Below are 20,856 nucleotides of genomic sequence, written 5' to 3' on the forward strand. Positions count from 1 at the left end.
GTTTTGTAAGCTTTCAGGTATCAGTGTGTGCCTTGCCCGGCAAGGCTTGCACATCTAATAGGAAACTAATCGCTCCGTTTTTCCGACAAATATAATCATTTTTAGGAAAAACGGAGCGATTTTTATGCAAATTAATGTGAAACGTGCTCTTCAACCCACTTTCTGGCATTGATGAAGGCATCTATCCAAGGTGTCACCTCATCATTTGCGCGTGTTGTGGGATAGAATCCGCACTGCCATGGGAAGATAGCCCTTTCAAGGTGGGGCATCATGGCGAGATGGCGGCCGTCGGCTGAGCATATGCCGGCCACTGAGCAGCGTGAGCCGTTGGGGTTCGCGGGATATCCGTTGTAGGCATATTTCGCTACCACATTATAGTTCTCCATAGCCATCGGCAGGCTGAATTTGCCCTCTCCGTGAGCCACCCATATTCCGAGCTTGCTTCCTGACAGGGAGCCGAGCATCACTGAATTGTTCTGAGGTATGCTCAGGCCTATGAACTGTGATTCGAACTTGTGCGAATCGTTATGCAGCATACGTGTCTTTTTCGGATGCTCAGGATTGATGATGTTAAGCTCTATCATCAGCTGGCAGCCGTTGCATATGCCGAGCGACAGTGTGTCCTCGCGCTTATAGAAGTTCTCAAGCGCACGCTTGGCATTCTCGTTGTAGAGGAAGCCCGAAGCCCATCCCTTCGCCGACCCGAGCACGTCGGAGTTGGAGAATCCGCCGCAGAACACTATCATGTTCACATCCTCAAGCGTCTCGCGTCCGCTCATGAGGTCGGTCATGTGCACATCCTTCACGTCGAATCCCGCAAGGTAGAGCGAATAAGCCATTTCACGGTCGCCGTTTACACCCTTTTCGCGGATTATCGCAGCCTTGACGCATCCGTCGCCGTGACCATCGCGGCGCAGGGCTATCCCCCTCGATGCGAGTTTGCCGTCAAATCCTGATGGCATACGGTAACGTATAGGCTGCTTCTTGTAGTTCTCGAAACGCTCGCGGGCACACTTCTCCCCGCTCTGAATCGAGTCCATGAGATAGCTTGTGTGCATCCACACGTCGCGCAGATGGTCTATGCCGAGGAGTCTCTGGCTGCCGCCGTGGTTTATGATGAGTGTGCGTTCCTCGCAGGGAGCTCCTATGTGGTAGTACTTCACCCCTGCCTTGCTGAGAGCCTCGTCCACCTTGGCCACCTTCGAGGCATCCACCTGTGCCACGAGAGCGGGATTCTCGCTGAAGAGTATCTTCACCAGGTCATCCTCTCCGAAAGCATCCGTGTTAAGCTCTATGCCACCCGCTGTGTTGGCGAAAGCCATCTCAAGAAGAGTGGTCACAAGTCCTCCCGCTGATACGTCGTGGGCGGCAAGAAGCATCTTCTTGGCTACGAGTTTCTGCACGGTGTCAAACGTGTTCACGAATCCCTTCGCATCAGTGACCGTGGGAGCCTCCGCGCCGAGTGCGCCGAGTGTCTGGGCAAATGCCGAGCCGCCAAGCTTGAGGCTGTCACCTGAGAAGTCTATATAATATAAGGTGGAGTCCTTCGCGCGGAGCACAGGCGAAAGGGTCTTGCGTACATCGCTCACCTCGCCGGCTGCTGAGATTATCACGGTGCCGGGGGCATACACCTTGTCGTCGCCATACTTCTGCGTCATCGACAATGAATCCTTGCCGGTAGGTATGTTTATGCCGAGGGCGCAGGCGAAATCGCTGCACGCCTCCACTGCGCGGTACAGAGCCGCATCCTCTCCCGGATTCTTGCACGGCCACATCCAGTTCGCGCTGAGCGACAGTGTCTTGATGCCGTCGGCGAGAGGTGTCCCTACTATGTTTGTGAGAGCTTCGGCAACAGCCATCACAGAGCCCTTTGCTGAATCTATGAGGGCTACCTGGGGGGCATGTCCTATAGAGGTGGCTATACCCTTGGAGCCTGTGTAGTCGAGTGCCACCACGCCACAGTCGCTGAGAGGGAGCTGTATCTCACCCTGGCACTGCTGGCGGGCTATCTTGCCGGTCACGGAACGGTCCACCTTGTTGGTGAGCCAGTCCTTCGATGCCACAGCCTCAAGCGAGAGTGTGTCGGCTACATATTTCTCGATATCCTTTTCGTTGTAGGGCACATCCTTGTAGGTGGTCTCTACAGTGCTGTCGGTGAGAGTCGTTTTGGGCGACGAGCCGAACATGTCGCTCATTGCCAGGTCTATGGGCTTAACGCCGTCCTTCTGCTCGAATACGAAGCGGTGGTCGCCTGTGGTCTCGCCCACCACATACATCGGGGCGCGTTCGCGCTCTGCGATGGTCCTCACATAGTCGAGATCCTCCTTTTTCAGCACCATGCCCATGCGCTCCTGGCTCTCGTTGCCTATTATCTCTTTTGACGAGAGAGTCTTGTCTCCTATCGGTAGTGCATCGATCTCGATCTTGCCTCCGGTCTCCTCTACAAGCTCCGAGAGAGCGTTGAGGTGACCGCCTGCACCATGGTCATGGATCGACACTATAGGGTTGTTGTCATTCTCGGCGAGTGCGCGTATCACGTTTGACACTCGCTTCTGCATCTCGGGGTTGGCACGCTGCACGGCATTCAGTTCTATGCCCGATGCATACTGCCCTGTCTCTACCGACGACACTGCTCCGCCGCCCATGCCGATACGGTAATTGTCACCGCCCATCACCACCACGGCCTCTCCGGCCTCGGGGGTGCCCTTGATGGCATCCTTTGCAGCGGCATAGCCCACACCTCCGGCAAGCATTATCACCTTGTCGTAGGCATACATCTTTCCGTTCTCGTCATGCTCGAATGTCAGGAGCGAGCCGCATATCAGAGGCTGGCCATACTTGTTGCCGAAATCCGAAGCTCCGTTCGAAGCTTTGATGAGGATCTCTGCGGGGGTCTGGTAGAGCCACGCACGGGGATTCATCATAAGCTCCCACGCATGCTCCCCTAAGCGGGGATATGAGGTCATATACACAGCAGTGCCGGCAAGGGGTAGCGATGCGCGTCCTCCGCCCAGACGGTCGCGGATCTCGCCGCCGCTGCCTGTGGCTGCTCCGTTGAACGGCTCCACTGTTGTCGGGAAGTTATGGGTCTCTGCCTTGAGTGAGAGCACAGTGGGGAGGTCACGCACCTCAAAATAGTCGGGGCGTTCCGGATGGGTAGGGTAGAACTGTGCCACAGTCGGGCCCTCCACGAATGCCACATTATCCTTGTACGCCGACACCAGGCGGTTGGGATTCTCCTTCGATGTCTTTTTGATGAGCTGGAACAGCGACATTGGCTTCTCCTCGCCGTCAATCACAAACGAGCCCCCGAATATCTTGTGGCGGCAGTGCTCGCTGTTCACCTGCGAGAATCCGAACACCTCGCTGTCCGTGAGCTCACGTCCGAGCTTCTCGGCGAGCTGACGCAGATAATCCTCCTCCTCCTTCGAGAGCGCGAGTCCCTCACGCTTGTTGTACTCGGTTATGTCGGCTATGTGCTCTATGGGAGCAGCGACTGTCGAAGTGCTGAACACTCGTGAGTTCAGTCCGTCATACAGGCGGGAGAGCATCTTGTCAAATGCTGGCTCCTCCTCGGTGGTGCGGTGAAACTCCTCGATGCGGGTGATCCCCTCAAGGCCCATATTCAGAGTGATCTCCACCGCATTGGTGCTCCAGGGGGTGATCATCTCCTTGCGGGGACCTACGAAACGCCCCTTCACTGATGTGGAGCTGAGGGGGGTGGCTCCGTCAAAGAGCCATGTGAGTTTGGCAGCCTCCTCGGCGGAGAACTTGTGATTCGTCTCTACGGCGTAGATCAGATTCGCGCCTTTCTTAAAAAATACGACCATAAGTAGCTGGCTATGTCTGTGATTGGTTTAAATCAGTTCAATGACACAAAATTACAACAAATCTCCCACCCAGCCAAATTTTTCCATCCCCATCCGCCCTGTTTGCATTTTGTCGGAGAATTGCTCTCCGCCGTTGGGGCTCAACGTTATATCCGGGTTTAAGAATCATGCAAGGAACAAATGGTTCATAAAAACGTTTGTTTTTCGCAATAACGGACTTTGAATTATATGCAGGATGAATAGAATCTCATGTATTTATATTAACTTTGTTTCATCAATGGCACCATGAATACATGGAAGAGTTTAACCCTTACATATTCTGTTTTAGGGTTGAAAGCAAAGAGACACTAAATTTCAAGGGAATACACTGGATGTCAGCGAAAATGTATAACTTTGCGTATTGGCATATACGCCATATCTGAAACAATGGCAAAGATCACAGTTCAAAATACCGAAATAGCAGTTGTAAAATACAACGAGGAGGATTATATCAGCCTGACAGACATGGCTCGCAGTCAGATGCAGGAGCATATAATTTTCCGTTGGTTGAGCCTTAAAAGCACCATCGAGTATCTCGGAGAATGGGAAATGCTCTATAATCCCGATTTTAATTGTACCGAATTCGGTACAATTAAAAATGCCGCAGGAAGCAACAACTTTGTGCTATCGGTAAAAACGTGGCTTGAACGGACAAATGCCGTAGGCATACGTTCAAAAGCCGGTCGTTATGGCGGCACATACGCACATCGTGATATAGCTTACCATTTCGGAATGTGGATAAGCCCAAAATTTCAGTTATTGCTTGTTAAAGAGTACCAGCGATTAAAAACGGAGGAGCAGCGGTTATTAGGTTGGTCGGCAAAGCGTGAACTGTCGAAAATCAACTACCGCATACACACCGATGCCATAAAGCAGAACCTTATCCCGGCGGAGGTTACACCTGCACAGGCAAGCATCATCTATGCCAATGAAGCCGACGTGCTGAATGTGGCGATGTTCGGTGTAACGGCAAAGCAATGGCGCGAGGCTCACCCCGACCTGAAAGGCAACATACGAGATTACGCCACAATCAACGAACTTATCTGCCTGTCGAATATGGAAAACCTCAATGCGGTTTTTATCGAGCAGGGAATGACACAAAGCGAGAGACTTGTTAAGCTTAACCGGATAGCCATTCATCAGATGAGTGTATTGGAGAGTGAATGTGACGGTCGTAAATTGTTGAAATAGATTTGTCTATGATTCAATTTGTTGAAAGACGTGACATGTTCAATATACTGGGCGTAAACAATTATGCACCTGATCGTAATACTGTACTGGAGCAATGACAAACTATCCAATTATCTAAGTGTTCACATTATTAAAAATATGAGAAAGCCAATATATATACTGTCGACAGTGTTTGTACTGATATCCATGAGTTGTTCGTATAAGACATATAAATCAATTGCAAACAATGGAAACATGGAAAATATCACAGCTCCACAGGAGGACGGAGCGGTGCAAGAACCTGCATGGACTTATTATGAACGGCTCTCTCATGTTTTCAGTGCTGATTCCTCATGTGTCGGCATTACTGATGACATGGATTTCCCTGACTGGTATTCCGGTTGTTTTGTCAATGACCGGGATAGATTGACTATAAATGTGATTGGAGACACTTTAAGGCTACGCTCAATGTTGACAGAATTACTTGGAGGAAATGAGTTTGATCTGGGGGTGGGTGTATGTTCTATGAAAGAACATATAAAGACCCGCGAATTATTGGATGAGGCAATAAGCAGGAATTATAACAAAATAGCCAAAGGTAATTTAACATCTGGTTCTAATCCTGACGGTACTATAAATATCTGTATTCAAGGCGAAAACGATTCGATTATAGATCTGTTTAGACGATTGGTATTCGATTCTCCCATCTTGAGGTTCAAAGTAGCTCAACAAGTTGGCATTATGTATGATTTTGAGGTGGTTGACATTGACGAAAAGGCATATGTGACACATGAATTACCACCGCAGTTTCCAGGTGGAGATTCCGCTATGCTGAATTATATATACGATAATCTTCGGTATCCAAAAGAAGCATATATTGAAAACATACAAGGTCGTGTTGTTGTGCAGTTTCTTGTTGATAAGACAGGTATAATAGACTCAGTTAAAATAGTGAAAAGCAAGGACTCTTATCTTGATAATGAGGCTCTTAGGATTATAAAGTCTTTTCCGAGGCTTATTCCAGGCAAGTTTGATCTCACTCCTATTGATCAATGGATGACATTACCAATAATGTTTAAACTGTCGGATTACAATGAAAGAAAGAATAAAAAATATCTGGCATTTAAATATGACAATGGCGATGATCCCCTTAAGGATGGGCTTTATCGTATTGTCGATCAACGAGGAAAGATAGGATATGCCGATGAGCAAGGAAACACTGTGATAACACCTCGGTTTGTATATGGATTCCCTTTTGAAAATGGAAAAGCCAGGGTTGCTGATTATGGTGAAAAGAAAGAAGTGGAAGGAAGTAATGGTGAATGCCATTACTGGGAAAGTGATGGCTGGTATTATATTGATAAAACTGGGCGTAAATTAGAGAATTGAGATTGCAGGATTACAAGAGGGTGGTTTATATTTATGGTTACACTGCCAATTATTCTCCGTATAAAAAGAAGTTCAAATATCAAATAAATGTATGGAAAAGACTCTGTAACTGCAAAATCATACGTAAAAAGTGATATAATTTCAGCTTCCTCGTTTAGTTCAAGCTCTTTGCATGTATTGGCGCAAGGTTTTCTGCTATACATATAGTAAATTTGTGTCGCGAATCATTCATGCAATAAAACGTAACGAAGTAATGAAACCGACCGATAAAACTAATCATACCATCAGTTTTGCAGACGTGAGAACGTTCCGGTTTATCAGCGGCTGCTCTCCCAAAATGATAGCCTTTGATTATAATACAATCCCATTGATACATAAGTATGAAGATTCTTCCCGTTTTAAACAGAGCTTGATGAACTTTAATTTCAATCATACTGGAGCGATAGAAAATATCCCTGTTGTTAATCTGACCAATGAAAGGGAAAGATATATGCATCTTATTGAACAGACGTTTGAAATGTAGCTGACATGCAGTTCCGCTTTGGCTCTGATGCAAAATAAAAAGCGTAACGGACACTGTGTCAGTCGGTCCGTTACGCTTTATTTCTATGAGCTCAGTCCGCGATTACTTTGTATTGGCATTGTAATTTGCTTCAAGCTCTTCGGGTGTGATGGAGAACTCCTTGCTCTCTTTGCTGTCTTTGTTGGTGTATTTGAACTTCGCACCGAGATTCGCATCTATAAAAGTCTTGCCCTGCGCACCGATATTCTGGAGTCCCATCTGCTTGGCTTCTTCATTGATTTCGATTGCATTGAACGTATCAGCGTCGGCTATCTCTATGGTATATACCACATAGTCACCTTCTATGGCAAGTCCTGTGAGCGAAATGCCTGCGCCCATAGGCTGGGGGAGCTGGCTGGAGAACTGTTCAAGAGTTTTCTGGACACGTTCACGACCCTCTGCCACGGCGTCATCTGTGCCGTCAGTCTGCTCTGTTGCTGTTTTGTTGTTGCCGCATGATGTAAGAATAGGTAATCCTGCACACATTAATACAGTAGCGATGGAAAATAAAAACTTCTTCATGTCTTTTTCAATATGAATATTCTGTGGTTTGTTTTTCGGTATGCAAAGTTAAGCATAATCTTCCTATTATCGCAAGCCGTGGCGTCATTATCACACTTTATCCCCGGTTCTGCATGCTACCTTTGCCTGTGATATGGCGAAACAAATTACCATTCTTCAGCCACAGCGCATGCGTATGCCGGTTTATACCCCATGGCATATCCATTTCTCTCGTTATCTCGGCAGACCTCTCACTCCTGTCGAGATTTCCGTCATATCCCCACTCGAAAAAGCCCGCGTCAACCGTAATTCGTCCCCGGTATTCATTCTCGACCCTCCCGGCATAGATTCCTCCTGGATACTTCTCCGCTATCAGGAATACCGCCTCCAGGGGCTTCCTGATGCACAAGGTGCACTCTTTATCCCGGGCAAAGACCGTCACAGATACCCGCAGGCAAAGCTGTTGCCGTCTAATATCAGGCTTATCACCCACCGTTGTGTCGATGCTGTCCGTGGCACATCCCCTTATTGCACATTGCTTCTCAATGTCGAGCGTTACTGCACATCCTCCCCCTTTCATTCCTGCACCGACAGGTGGCGTCGGCTCCTATCCTCCATCCTCCCCACCCATAATTCAAGAGGTTTCATCATCATCCACGCCTCCGCAGCAAAGGCAGAGTCTCCGAGCGGCAGTCGCCACATAGCAATATCGGCAGCCATAACACGCCTCATACCATTCAGGTCAGTATCCGCTGTGAAGCGTCAGCACCACCTCCCGGTGGTAGTGGCTCTTCCGTCAATGCCTGATACGCCTCTTACAGAAGAGATATCGGCAATCCTGGCAGAAGTATACTATCCTCCTCCCCATCAAGCCGGGCGGTACGCCGTGCTCCGCAGTCCAAAACTGAACCGCACGGCAAGAGCCCATTGACATATTGGTACACAAAAAACAAAATTCAATATAAAATCATTCCGGTAGGGCGGGGGCGTGCCCCCGCCGCCTTCCCGCTACGGTAACTTTGTTGCCCCTCCTTGGTTGCGTGCCCCCGCCGCTTCCCGCCACGGTAACTTTGAATCCTCTCGCCACGGTAACTTCGCCGCCTGCGGGAAGGCGGTCATCCATTCCTGTACGGCTCAACATGAACCGTGATTATGGAATCCTGACCTAAAAGTTCCCGGAGAGCATACTCCACCGCCGTAGCTATGTCATGCCCCTGTGTGACGGTTATGTCTGGATCAACTTTTATGTGCAGCTCTGCAAGATATGAATGGCCGTTGCGGCGTGTCCGGAGTCGGTGATAAGCCTTGACACCCTCCACAGAGGCAACCGCCTGCTCTATCTCATTGATTTTTTCATTCGGAAGCGAACGTTCGAGTAGTTCATCCACCGAAGGCCTCCCTATCTCGATAGCTGACCAGGCAATGAAGAAAGCGATGATTATTGAAACTATCGGGTCGGCTATCCTCCATTCTTCACCGAGGAAATATCCTAACGACACACCGATGAGTGTGGCTATCGAGGATATAGCATCGCTTCTGTGGTGCCATGCGTTGGCTATAAGTGACGACGAGTCTATCCTCCTTCCTGTCGCGATAGTGTACCGGTATAGCCACTCCTTGGATAATATGGCTATGATAGCCACCGCTATGGTCCATATGTCCGGTCGTGGTAGGGGATTTCCGTTAAGAGAACCTGTGATTGCACGCACACCGGCCCATCCGAGACCTATGGCTACGAGCAGAAGAGTGACCGATATGAGCAGTGACGCGAACGTCTCGAATTTCCCATGCCCGTACGGATGCCTTGAGTCAGCCCCCTTGTAGGCAATCCCTACGAAAGCAAGCACTATAAGGTCCGTGGCAAAGTCACTCAAGGAGTGCACGCCGTCAGCTACGAGCGCATCGCTGTGGCCATAGTGTCCTATGGCTATCTTTATCACCATTAGCACGGCATTGACCCAGAATCCCACCCAGGTCACATGACGGATTATCGAGACTGACATTTTCTATCCTGTTTTAAATAAAAAAAGCAGGGAGGGGCTTGCCCCTCCCTGCTATGTATTAAATTAGTCCGCGGTTGCGGAGGAGAGCGTCAACCGATGGCTCATGTCCGCGGAAGCGTACAAAGAGTTTCATAGGATCCTCGCTGCCACCCATTTCAAGGATGTTCTCCTTGAACGAGCGGGCTGTCTCGGGATCGAAAATACCCTTTTCCGCAAAGAGCTCAAAGCCGTCCGCATCAAGTACCTCGGCCCACAGATAGGTGTAGTAGCCCGATGCATAGCCGTCGCTTCCGAACACATGCTTGAAATAGGGCGAACGGTAACGGTAAGCGATTTCCGATGGCATACCCAGCTTCTCGGCAACCTGCTTTTCGAATGCGTCAACATCTACGGTCTCACCATCGGCTGGCTTGTATGCGCCCCAGGCAAGGTCCAGGAGCGAGGCCCCGGCAAGCTCGGTAGTGGTGAAGCCCTGATTGTGGGTCGATGCTGCCTGTAGTTTTTCTACAAGTTCGTTCGGGATCACTTCGCCTGTCTTGTAATGGAAAGCGAAATCCTTCAGCAGTTCGGGTTCCATGGCCCAGTGCTCGGTGATCTGTGAGGGGAGCTCCACAAAGTCACGGTCAACGTTAGTGCCCGACTGCGAACGGAGCTTGGCGCGGCTCAGCATTCCATGCAGACCATGGCCGAATTCATGGAACATGGTCTCGACCTCATCCAGAGTCAGAAGGGCGGGAGTGTCGCTTGTCGGACGTGTGAAGTTGCCTACATTAAAGATGATGGGACGCTCCACTGTTCCGTCAGGATCAACCGACGATCCCTTAAGCTCATCCATCCATGCGCCCTGACGCTTGGTTGCGCGGGGGAAGTAATCGGTCATGAACACTGCCACATGTTCGCCGCTCTTGATATCGGTGACATCGTAAACGGTAACCTCTGGATTATACTTGGGAGCGTCAGGCATTTCAGTGAACTTCACGCCGTAAAGTTTCTCTGCAAGTGTGAATATACCCTTGCGCACATTGTCAAGCGAGAAGTACGCGCTTACCTCGTTCTCGTCAAGATTGTATTTCTTGGTCCTTACCTTCTCGGCATAGTAGTAGTAGTCCCATGGCTTGATGGTGATATCCTTGCCCTCAGCCTTGGCGTACTCGGTCATCTCGGCTACCTCCTCGTTGGCGCGCTTCACAGCCGGAGCCCATATCTTCATGAGAAGTTCGTTGGCGGCCTCAGGTGTCTTTGCCATCACATTGTCGGTCATATAGGATGCGAAATCCTTGAATCCGAGTATGTCGGCCTTGCGGGCACGGAGTTTGACTATTTCACCGATGATGGGGCGGTTGTCGTAGGGTGCGGCTGAAGCGAGGTTGATGTAACCGTTGTACATCTTCTCGCGGATGTCGCGTGAGTCGGCATACTTGAGCACCGGCAGGCGTGAGGGTGCGTGGAGTGTGAACACCCATTTGCCCTCCTTGCCGCGGGCCTTGGCTTCCTCTGCTGCTGTGGCTACGATTCCGGCAGGTATCCCTGCGAGGTCTGCTTCATTTTCAACCACAAGCTCGAATTCATTGGTGGCTGAAAGCAGATTCTTGTTGAATTTGAGGTAAAGGTCCGTGAGCTGCTTGTTGATGTCCATCAGCTGTGACTTGTCAGCATCGGAGAGGAGCGCGCCGTTGCGCACGAAGCTCTTGTAGGAAAGCTCGATGGCTCGTACCTGATTAGGCTCCAGGTTGAGGCTGTCACGACGGTCATAGAGCGACTTCACGCGAGCGAACAGTTTGGGGTCCATAAGGATCTCGTCCGACGCTGAGGACACCATCGGGAATATGGTCTCTGACAGCTCCTGGATCTCAGGAGTGCCGTCCGACTCGTTGAGTGCTCCGAACACGCGTGTCACACGGCTCAGAAGCTGTCCTGACTTCTCCATCGCCATGATGGTGTTCTCGAAGGTCGGCTCTTCCGGATTCTCGGCTATGGCCTTGATCTCAGCCTTCTTTTCAGCTATGCCTTTCTCCACGGCGGGTAGATAGTCGGAATAGAGGATGCTTTCGAAGGGCGGGATGTCATACTTTGTGCCGTAAGGCTCCATGAATGGATTGGCACGTTGCTCTGTACATGATGTCATGGTGATTGCTGTGGCAGAGGCAGCGATCCCTAAGGATAGCGCGATGCGGGCTGCCAGTTTTACAGGTTTCATGATGTTTGGTTTTTTTGATTAAATCGGACGTGTTGATTTATGGTTATGGATTAAGGTTTACTCGGATGTTTCATTTTCTCCGTTCATGACAAATGTGGTCAATAGCGGATAATGGTCACTTGATGGGGTGTCACCCCTCTCGATATCCACAGCCTCCATGTCCCCACGGTAGAGCACATGGTCGATGCGGAAGTAGAAGCGGTTGCCGTGATATGTTATTGTCGGGCCGAACGCGTTTTCGGCGTATGCGTCATGCATGTCTCCGTCTCCAAGTATGGTCCGCAGGGCATAGCTCCCCTGGATGTCGTTGAAGTCGCCCGCCACTATGAAGTTCCCTCCTATGGAGTCGATCGTATGCCGGATGAATCTTGCCTGGTCGGCACGTTTCTTGAATGCCACAGCAAGCTTGCTCACCAGTTGATGCTTCACATCGGAAAGCTCCTTGCGTATGGCTCGTTCACTCCCAGGAGCCTTGTCAAAAAGACCTTGGTATAGCTCTTTGTCCGCCATGTTCAGACCGATGGATTCGAGATGCACATTGAACAGGTTTACCGTCTCACCCATTATTTCAAACCTGAACAGTGCCATGCGTATTCCCATCGGGTCGGGCATGTCGAGACTTACGTACTGGAAGGGGTATTTCGACAGTATCGACAGCTCGTTGTTCACATTGATCATGCGGTAAGGGTAACGCTCTTTAAGCGTCCTTACCTGCTCTGAGGTGATATGCCACATGGGTGAATCCTGAACCGCCTCCACCTCTTGAAGGTTAACGATATCCGCGTCGGTATCGAGGATGTAGTCGATCGAAGCATTGGTGGTGATATCGGGCACATTCCCGCGGAAATCCCAGAAATGAAGCGCGTTCCATGTGAGCATTGTGAATGATCGGGATTGCTCTTCAGGCGTGATGCTTCGGGTGCCTGGATGCAGTGGTGAGTACGATAGCAGTGACGGTGCTGATGCGATCCATGACAGGGCGATGATTATTGCCATGCGCGGTTTCTGCACAAGTATGTCTAAGCCTGCTACCGCGATCCCGGCTATAAGGACTATCGGTAGCATCATGCTCATAAGTGCAGGTATCACTGTGTGGGCCGGATTGACAGTTCCTCCGTAAGCTGATATCAGTGTGATCACAGCCACTATGATATTCACCACCAGAAGCATGGTGATGAGCGTAGCGCGTGCAGGACGGCTTATTAGGCGGTGAAATAGTGAATCGTGCATTCCGGTGGGTATGTGTGAGTGGCTGTCCGGTACGGGATGATAGGGAAGTTGTTTCTGTTTATTTTATTTTGCGGCTTACGTTGAACAGTCGGTCTCGTTCAGCCGGAGTGAGTGCCGAATAGCCCGATTTCTTGATTTTGTCAAGTATAGTATCGAGTTCCCGGCGTTCATCAGGAGTGAGCCCTGATGTCGTTGAAGATGTGGCTGATTTGGTTGACGTGGCTGATGCCTGGTTGCTGGGTCCGTTAGGATTGTTGTGGCTGCTGGGGCTGTTTGGCGGCGTTGTCTTTCGTTGTCTTGCAGTCCTGTCGACTATCCTGGCTGCCGGTGCGGTTATGTCGCTCCCTTTTTTCAGGCGCAGGGCGAAAAGCAAGCCGGTGAGAATTCCTCCGAGATGGGCTATCTCGCCGCCTGCATTGCTCCCTGTGACACCTATGAGCACCAGCACTATTGTGGCAAGAGCTATCCATTTTACGGATACAGCCCCTATGAACAGCATATGCATCTTGAAGTGTGGCATCAGTATTGCCACAGCTGTGACGATGGCTATCACAGCCGCTGACGAGCCTATGAGCGAGCCGTAGTGATTGCCATGGAAAAGTGGGAGTGTGTTATACCCTGCAAGGAAGAGCACAGCTCCTGCAAGTCCGCCATAGATGTACAGGACAAACAGCTGACGTGATGTGCACACCATACGGAACATGGTCCCGAACCAGTAGAGCCATAGCATATTGAATACGATGTGCAGCAGGTCATACTGGGCGAACATGTATGTGATAAGAGTCCAGGGACGGGTGAGTAGTGCCCCTATGGTGGATGGCAGCTCTATCTGTGACAGGATGCTGTTGATGAAATCGGGAGTACCCGAAAACACACATACTATCGCAGCTATGCGCAGAAGCACGAAAACGCCTATGTTGGTCCACACGATTCTCATGAGTGTGGATGAGCGGGCAAAACCGGAGCGCATGTCATCAATAACCGCCATATCCGCCCCCTCCGAAGGTGCCTTTTTTCTTCCAGTAATATATGATGATGAATCCGAATATCATTCCTCCAAGATGGGCGAAATGAGCTATTCCATCGCTCTTTCCGGCAGCTTCGCTGAGTCCGATCAGCAGCTCTATGGCGATCATGCCTGTCACCATCCATTTTGCTTTTATTGGCACCGGGACAAAGAACAGATAGATGGGAGCGTTGGGGTACATCATTCCGAAAGCAAGCAGTATGCCGTATATGGCTCCTGACGCCCCGATAGTGACGAATATGTTGAGCCATTGTGACACCTGTCCCTGCATCACTGGCGACTGGAGCATTTCGCGGGCTTCCGGAAAGTCGATGTGCATGGCATTTGCGAGGATAGGGGTGAGAGTGCTCTCCCATGTGAGCATCCATGCGAGCTCCTGTATGATTCCGGCTCCGATTCCGCACGACATATAGTAGAACAGGAATCTTGCGCTGCCGAAGGTGCGCTCAAGTGTCATTCCGAACATCCATAGGGTGAACATATTGAAGAATATGTGGGCGAAACTCCCTGTGGAGTGCATGAACATGTATGTGACCAGCTGAACAGGATTGAAGTCGGCGGCTTTGAAATAATGCAGCCCTCCGAGCTCTTCAAGTCCTCCGCCTATGCGTCCCGGCAACACGAACATTGCCAGCCATACTATGAGATTGATGATTATGAGGTTTTTGGTAACCGGGGGCATATCCCCGAATATTGAGCCTCGCGAGTTCATAGATCCGATGTGAGTGTTAATGTTAAAAGTTGTATGTGATGACTTTTACGGACAAAGATACAAAAACCTTGTAAGATTGCACTCTTGATTAATACTTTTTAATAGCGAAATGTTCATGCGGAGCACATATTTTTTATTGTAAGGTGATAAAAAAAGTGTCCTCGAAAATATTTCCGAGGACACTTGATCTTGGTGGCGGGTGCAGGACTCGAACCTGCGACCTTTGGGTTATGAGCCCAACGAGCTACCACTGCTCCAACCCGCGATGTTTTGACAGTGCAAAGGTAGGAACTATATTTTAATTTGCAAAATATTCAGGTTTTATTTTGTCTTAAAATTTGTTAATAGGTTGTCGCTGAGATAGAACAAAGCCGGATGCACACATGCATCCGGCTTTGAATAGTATTGAGGATGAGTTACTTTGCTGGATCGAGAGTGAGGACACGGTAGTTGCCCTGAGCGTTGAGTGCCTTCATGAAGTTCATCACATCCTGAACGGTTATTGAGTTCATGGTCTCAATATTGTTGTTGAATGTGTCAACGCCGTTAGTCTGGTATCCGAGGATTGCACCGAGCCAAGCTCCGTTCTTTTCTTTTGACTCTGTGAAACTTTTCACCATATATTCTTTTATGGGGTTAAGTTCTTCAGGGGTTATATCCTTTTCCATGGCTTTGTACTGGCTCTTGATGAAGTCGAGAACCTCATTTTTCATCTCAGGCTTCATGGGGAATGAGGACGAGAGGGTGATGGGGTTGAGACCCATGCGGGAGGCAGAACCGGATGCTCCGATGGAGTAGACTGCGCCCATCTCTTCACGGACTGTCTTAATGAGACGGTTGGTGAGGATCTGTCCTGCTATGGATGCGAGCTGGGCATTCTTGGTGGTGTACTCCATATCGCCGATTTCAGCTATGGCTGCAAATGTCTGGGGTGTGGTCATCTCTGTAGTGAAGCTGTCGATGGATGACCCGGGGATAATGAACAGCTCGGGGTTGTACTTGTCGACTTTCTTGATTGCGGTCTTGGGATTGCCGGGGAGAGATGCTATATAGGTCTCGACAAGAGGCTTGAGTGCATTCAGGTCTACATTGCCTACAAAAACAAATGTGTAGTCGGCTGCATTGGCTGTCAGATCCTTGGCTATCTTGAGAGCCTGTTCGCGAGAAGCAGCCTCTACGTCGGCAGGTGTCACTGACTTTATGTAGGGGGAGTTATACCATGTGCGGACCATTTTGTCGGAGAACACATGCTGAGGATTCTTTTCCTGGTTGGCAAGAGCCGCTGAGACTGCTTTCTGCATAGCGGCAAACTCGTTTGCATCAAGGTTGATGTCTGTGAATACCATGTACAGCAGTTCCATCATTGTGGGGAGATCCTTGGGGGTAGAGCCTCCGGAGATTGAGCGGCTGTATGAGCTGAACGATACACCTATGCTCGCAACCTTGCCTGAAAGATATTTGCTGAGGTCGCTTGAATTGTAGGAACCGAGACCCATATTGCCCATTATATTGGAGAGCATGAGAAGTGTGGGTATGTATTCTTTTGAGTATCCGGCAGTGCCTCCGAAAGCCTGTGCCACCATGCTGATTTCATCTTCCTTGAATTTGGTAGGCTTGATGATGACTTTGGCTCCGTTTGAGAGTGTCCACTCTGTGGTGCCCCATACCTTGTCCTCCTTGGTGGATACAATTTTACCGGGCCTGGGTGCCACTGTGATGAGTGGCTCCATCTTGAAGTTGTCGACGAAAGGTGCGATCTCTTCTGCGTCAACCGCGGCAAGAGCTGAGGTGAGTTCTTCCTTTGTAGGGATTTTTGTGCCCTCCTTTTCGGGCGCGAGTACCATGATTGCACGATTGTCAGGCTTGATCATGGAGGCGAAAGTCTCGTTGATCAACGCAAGCGGTGTGATATTTGCCAGTTGCTGTATCAATGGCCATTCGATATCGAGACCGGGGATAGGAGAGCCATCGATAAAGTTGCGTACATATTCGTTGACGAAAGTTCCGTTTTCGCGCGTGGCACGGTTGTTGTATAAGCTTTCATATGATGATATGAGGCTGTTGCGGGCACGGTCGTATTCGCTTTGGGTGAACCCTCCTCTTGCAGCACGAAGCATCTCACGGTATACAGCCTGTAGAGGAACGACGATATCGTTGCCTTTGGCTACAGCTGTTCCTGAGAGAGCATCTTTGGTCTTTGTTACGATGTAGTCGCCATAGCCTACGCTTGCTCCGCCGAAGGGGGCGTCGGGATGGGAAGAGATGTCGTTAAGACGGTTGTTGAGCATGCTGAGAGCCATACCTCTGACATAGTCGTTGATATAATATGTCATGGTGTTCTTCAGTTCTGCGGGGGTCGGATCGGCGAGGAACATGATCTGACCTACGAGCTGTTTCTGCTCAGGGTCTGATCCTATGCCGAAGAGGGTGCCTTTATGGTCGGGGACTGCCTCGTAGGTGCGGGGCTTGGCATTGGCTGGCATTTCGATGGATGTGAACATCTCTTTGATCTTGTTCTCGATACGATCTACATCTATGTCGCCTACAACAACTACGGCTTGCTGGTCAGGACGATACCATGTCTCATAATAGTCGCGGAGGGCCTGCGGGGGGAAGTTGTCAACGACTTCCATAGTTCCTATAGGCAGGCGGCGTCCGTATTTAGTAGTGGGGAGGAGTTCGGGAAGAATGCGCTCGAAAATACGCATCTGTCCCTGCATGGAGCGACGCCATTCCTGATGGATCACGCCGCGCTCTTTGTCAATCTCCTTGGGGTCAAGTGTAAGGTCGTTAGCCCAGTCGTGGAGGATGAGGAGGCAGGAGTCCTGAACGCTTTCACGAGCGATGGGCACATTGGAGATGTTGTACACAGTCTCATCGATAGAGGTGTACGCATTGAGGTTCTGGCCGAATTTGACTCCGATTGATTCAAGCCAGTCACGAAGGAGGTTGTCGGGGAAATTGGTGGTGCCGTTGAAGCACATGTGTTCCAGGAAGTGTGCGAGTCCGCGCTGGTTCTCTTCTTCAAGAGCTGACCCGACTTTTTGAGCTATATAGAAGTCAGCCTGTCCTTTTGGGTACTCATTGTGACGGATGTAGTAGGTGAGCCCATTGGGGAGATGACCGATGCGCACATCCGGGTCTACTGGGAGTGGTTGGGTCATTGGGTTCTGTCCCTGAGCATATGCCACAGAGGGTAGCATGGCAAGAGCCATGAGAGCGAACAGAGCCGTTCTTAACAGATTTTTCATGAGTGATGAATATTTGGTTTTGTATAGATTAACAAAGTGTTTCACAGTTATTTTTATAATTTAGACGTGAAGATACACGAAACGTTTCAGATAACCGTTCTAATTAAATAAATTTAACGTTTGAATGGGCGATTCTGGGATATCATGGATGATATAATAATGGAGTTGGCTTTGTCAATGGCTGATGTGACCGGTATTGGCGAGGGGAATAAAAAGGTTTTGACCGGAATGAAAAAACATTGTGATGTGTAGATAATTTTTAATCGTATTATGGTATTCAATGATTCGGTAAAATTTGAGGTTGTTCAGCCTTGGCTAAGCCGCTAACTGAGCCAACCGATGATTTATTTTCTTAATTATTTTGAGATGCGGAGATTTTCCAATGATTCGGTAAAAATTACCGAAGTAGTTGAAACTTAAGTTAATATGTCGAATTATCAAATACAAATGAATCGCCAAAGCGTTCATTATAAAAATCTTAGCGTATGAACGTATTGGCGATTCTCAAAGACTTCACCTTTCGGTGTAAGTCGGTATTTGAAAATACTACAACCAAGATGAGCAAAAGGTTCCTCAACTGGCTGATTTTAACAATACGCACTGTAGCGTTGATTCCGGGCAAAGTCAATTTTACCCGGCTGTCGCGCTATGGCGGTCGTACAGCCAAGACCTTTGCTTCCAATTTCAAAACATCCGTAGACTGGATGAAAGTCAACATAGGTATGGCGCAGGATTGTTTTGGGCCGGCCGATGACATGGCAGTGGCAATCGATCCGTCGTTCATTTCAAAAGCAGGCAGACTGACGTATGGCATAGGCCGTTTCTGGTCAGGGGTGGCACAACGTGTGAAACGCGGTCTGGAGATAATGGCAATTGGGGCAATAAGTCTGAGTAAACATACATACGTGATGCTCGGTGCTGTCCAGTCACCGGACTTCAGGACTCTTGAATCTGAGAAACAAATGTCAATGCTTGACTGGTATGTGGCACTTGTCAGGTCAAAGGCGGCAGAGCTGCTCTCACTGACGGATATTCTGGTTGCCGATGCCTTTTTCTCCAAATATGAGTTTGTAAATGAAGTGATTGGCATGGGATTTCGATTTGTCGGGAGATTACGTGCCAACTCATATCTGAGGTATCTGGCCATACCGGATTCCTCCGCCCCGCGAAGACGCGGCAGAAAGAAAAAGTATGGAGAGAAAGTGGATTTCTCCAACCTTGACATGTCCGTGTTCACTTCATTCATATATGAGGATTCCAAAGGAAACAAAACCCGATGTCACACGGCGGTCGTACATTCGAGGGCATTGAAACGCGACATCCGTATCGTGGTCTGTCCGTTTGAAAACGCAGAGCCTCTTCTTTACTTCTCTACCGACACCTATATGAGGCCTGAAAAGATCATCGGTTTCTACCGCACCCGCTTTCAGATTGAGTTCGGTATACGCGATTCCAAGCAGTTTACCGGACTTCAGTCATAAACGGCGGAACTTCATTATCCCTCAATCTACAAACCGACAACCCGATTGAATGGTTCACTCGCCGTGCTTTATTAAAAAATGTAAAAAGATTTATTTTCCGTTCACACTAGTGTCTCTTAAAAAGTGTTAATCAAATTCGAGGTCAAGAGTTGGATGGCAATTTGCTATTTGTGCTGGCACCGGTTCTGGAGTCAACAAGTCCTTGATATGCTCCTTGACAAGCAGGGAGCTGCCGAGGATTCTCATGACTTCGTAGATGTTTCTTTCAAGTTTCATTTTATGTTCGATTATTGCGACAACGCAGTAAGTGCATATAGCCGCATAAATTTGTATTCTGACGGATGTCTCGGAATTACCCCAGAATGTGGTGACTCTAAGGTGCTGTTTGATCCATTTGAAGAAAAGCTCCACCTGCCATCGGTTCTTGTAAAGGAACACAATCTGTTCGGCAGACAGGAAGAAATTATTTGTGTAAAAAACAAAACTTCTCTTCAGGTCAGGGATATACGCTACAATACGTCTAATCCGGGAAGGGTAATTGGATGCATTGCGTCTACCGGTAAACCTTACGGTATAATCTTGAAGAATGTTTCCATTCTCGGGCATGTCCAGACCATCCTCGACAATGAACTTCGGCTTAGCCTTCTCTCTTATGACAAAGAAGGCTCCAAGTTCCTCAATCTTATGAAGCCTATCCAAGTCCCAGTATCCACGGTCGAAGATATAACCGGCCAACGGTTCATAATCAATGATATCCATCGCATTTACATCATGAACCGAGGCATTGGTGATGTTTATCATAACTGGAATCTGCGTCACTATATCAAGTTGGGTATGCAGTTTAATGCCGGACTTGGTGCTTCTGAACTTTGCCCAGTCATAAACACTCATGCAAAGGTCAATCGTGGAGGAATCGAACGCATAGAACTTGCCGCCGATACAAAATTCCCGGTCTATACGGGCTTCCTGAGCCAGCACAATCATATGGTTGGCGAACTCCTCGAACACATGCCAATCACGATTGGTATTGCATCTGGAGAGAATATTACGGTCTACCGCTTCTTTGCCAAATCCGAGATGAAAGGATTTCTTGCGATGTGCTGTAGTGATATCCGAGAGTTCACGGAGACTTCGACATCCGAGCAGTTGACCGAATATAAGGACAAGCAACTGTCCCCAATAAGACAACTGCCATCCGAGGGTTCTGTCCTCAACCTTATTTTTGGTACGATGCTCCATGATTCTTTCAAATTTGCGTTTTGGCAAAAAGTCAACAATCTGGCTGAAAATGTATCGTCCTGCATTCATGAAAAATTGGGGAACCGAGTTTTAAGGCTCCAACCCCAATGTAATCATTTGAAAAGTGCGACAAGGTTTGCAGGCCTGAAAATCGCGTAACCAACATGAATACAGAGTTTAACAATTTCGCATTAACAGATTTTAAAAGACGCCAGTGTTCCGTTC

The 20,856-nt window shown here is 49.0% G+C and carries 14 protein-coding genes and 1 tRNA gene; 5 read left to right on the forward strand and 10 right to left on the reverse strand.

What is annotated here, in order from left to right:
- Positions 1–131: 131 nt before the first annotated feature.
- Positions 132–3,830: a phosphoribosylformylglycinamidine synthase gene (gene purL, locus EZ315_RS10160; protein ID WP_135471973.1), complete on the reverse strand. Its 3,699-nt coding sequence runs from the start codon at positions 3,828–3,830 to the stop codon at positions 132–134.
- Positions 3,831–4,256: 426 nt separating this feature from the next.
- Here purL and EZ315_RS10165 point away from each other — a divergent pair, with 426 nt between their 5' ends.
- The 3 genes from EZ315_RS10165 to EZ315_RS10175 all read left to right on the forward strand — a co-directional run bounded on the left by EZ315_RS10165 (position 4,257) and on the right by EZ315_RS10175 (position 6,951).
- Positions 4,257–5,060 carry a KilA-N domain-containing protein gene (locus tag EZ315_RS10165; RefSeq protein ID WP_135471974.1) on the forward strand — a complete coding sequence of 268 codons (804 nt, stop codon included), beginning with the start codon at positions 4,257–4,259 and terminating at the stop codon, positions 5,058–5,060.
- 234 nt (positions 5,061–5,294) lie between these two features.
- Positions 5,295–6,428 carry a TonB family protein gene (locus EZ315_RS10170; RefSeq protein WP_160658742.1) on the forward strand — a complete coding sequence of 378 codons (1,134 nt, stop codon included), beginning with the start codon at positions 5,295–5,297 and terminating at the stop codon, positions 6,426–6,428.
- Positions 6,429–6,600: 172 nt separating this feature from the next.
- Complete coding sequence (locus EZ315_RS10175) at positions 6,601–6,951, forward strand: STM3941 family protein (RefSeq protein ID WP_286525060.1); 351 nt, start codon at positions 6,601–6,603, stop codon at positions 6,949–6,951.
- A gap of 102 nt (positions 6,952–7,053) precedes the next feature.
- On the opposite strand, the gene EZ315_RS10180 is transcribed toward EZ315_RS10175, so the two are convergent.
- Entirely contained in the window at positions 7,054–7,512 is a 459-nt protein-coding gene (locus tag EZ315_RS10180) for a hypothetical protein (RefSeq protein WP_135471977.1), read from the reverse strand.
- Positions 7,513–7,645: 133 nt separating this feature from the next.
- Here EZ315_RS10180 and EZ315_RS10185 point away from each other — a divergent pair, with 133 nt between their 5' ends.
- Positions 7,646–8,422, forward strand: a complete 777-nt coding sequence (locus tag EZ315_RS10185; protein ID WP_135471978.1) for a hypothetical protein — start codon at positions 7,646–7,648, stop codon at positions 8,420–8,422.
- Between the two features lie 184 nt (positions 8,423–8,606).
- Here EZ315_RS10185 and EZ315_RS10190 read toward each other — a convergent pair whose 3' ends face one another.
- The 7 genes from EZ315_RS10190 to EZ315_RS10220 all read right to left on the reverse strand — a co-directional run bounded on the left by EZ315_RS10190 (position 8,607) and on the right by EZ315_RS10220 (position 17,911).
- A complete protein-coding gene (locus tag EZ315_RS10190; RefSeq protein ID WP_135471979.1) occupies positions 8,607–9,494 on the reverse strand; it encodes a cation diffusion facilitator family transporter in 888 nt (295 codons plus the stop codon).
- A 58-nt stretch (positions 9,495–9,552) separates the two neighbouring features.
- Positions 9,553–11,691 (reverse strand): M3 family metallopeptidase, encoded by a 2,139-nt coding sequence (locus EZ315_RS10195; RefSeq protein ID WP_135471980.1) that lies wholly within the window; start codon positions 11,689–11,691, stop codon positions 9,553–9,555.
- A 57-nt stretch (positions 11,692–11,748) separates the two neighbouring features.
- The gene (locus EZ315_RS10200) at positions 11,749–12,921 is read right to left on the reverse strand and encodes an endonuclease/exonuclease/phosphatase family protein (RefSeq protein ID WP_135471981.1); all 1,173 of its coding nucleotides are present in this window, start codon (positions 12,919–12,921) and stop codon (positions 11,749–11,751) included.
- A 58-nt stretch (positions 12,922–12,979) separates the two neighbouring features.
- Positions 12,980–13,909, reverse strand: coding sequence for a rhomboid family intramembrane serine protease (locus EZ315_RS10205; protein ID WP_135471982.1), 930 nt, complete (start codon positions 13,907–13,909; stop codon positions 12,980–12,982).
- Positions 13,896–14,660, reverse strand: coding sequence for a rhomboid family intramembrane serine protease (locus EZ315_RS10210; protein WP_135471983.1), 765 nt, complete (start codon positions 14,658–14,660; stop codon positions 13,896–13,898). The genes EZ315_RS10205 and EZ315_RS10210 overlap by 14 nt, the downstream gene beginning before the upstream one ends.
- 190 nt (positions 14,661–14,850) lie before the next feature.
- A tRNA-Met gene (locus tag EZ315_RS10215) sits at positions 14,851–14,925 on the reverse strand.
- A 151-nt stretch (positions 14,926–15,076) separates the two neighbouring features.
- Positions 15,077–17,911 carry a M16 family metallopeptidase gene (locus EZ315_RS10220; protein ID WP_135471984.1) on the reverse strand — a complete coding sequence of 945 codons (2,835 nt, stop codon included), beginning with the start codon at positions 17,909–17,911 and terminating at the stop codon, positions 15,077–15,079.
- 485 nt (positions 17,912–18,396) lie between these two features.
- Here EZ315_RS10220 and EZ315_RS10225 point away from each other — a divergent pair, with 485 nt between their 5' ends.
- Positions 18,397–19,392, forward strand: coding sequence for a transposase (locus EZ315_RS10225; protein WP_135471985.1), 996 nt, complete (start codon positions 18,397–18,399; stop codon positions 19,390–19,392).
- Between the two features lie 126 nt (positions 19,393–19,518).
- On the opposite strand, the gene EZ315_RS10230 is transcribed toward EZ315_RS10225, so the two are convergent.
- Positions 19,519–20,700, reverse strand: a complete 1,182-nt coding sequence (locus EZ315_RS10230) for an IS4 family transposase (RefSeq protein ID WP_135470498.1) — start codon at positions 20,698–20,700, stop codon at positions 19,519–19,521.
- Between the last annotated feature and the right edge of the window lie 156 nt (positions 20,701–20,856).

The sequence above is a fragment of the Duncaniella freteri genome, from assembly GCF_004766125.1.
In the GTDB taxonomy this organism is placed as follows: Bacteria; Bacteroidota; Bacteroidia; order Bacteroidales; family Muribaculaceae; genus Duncaniella; species Duncaniella freteri.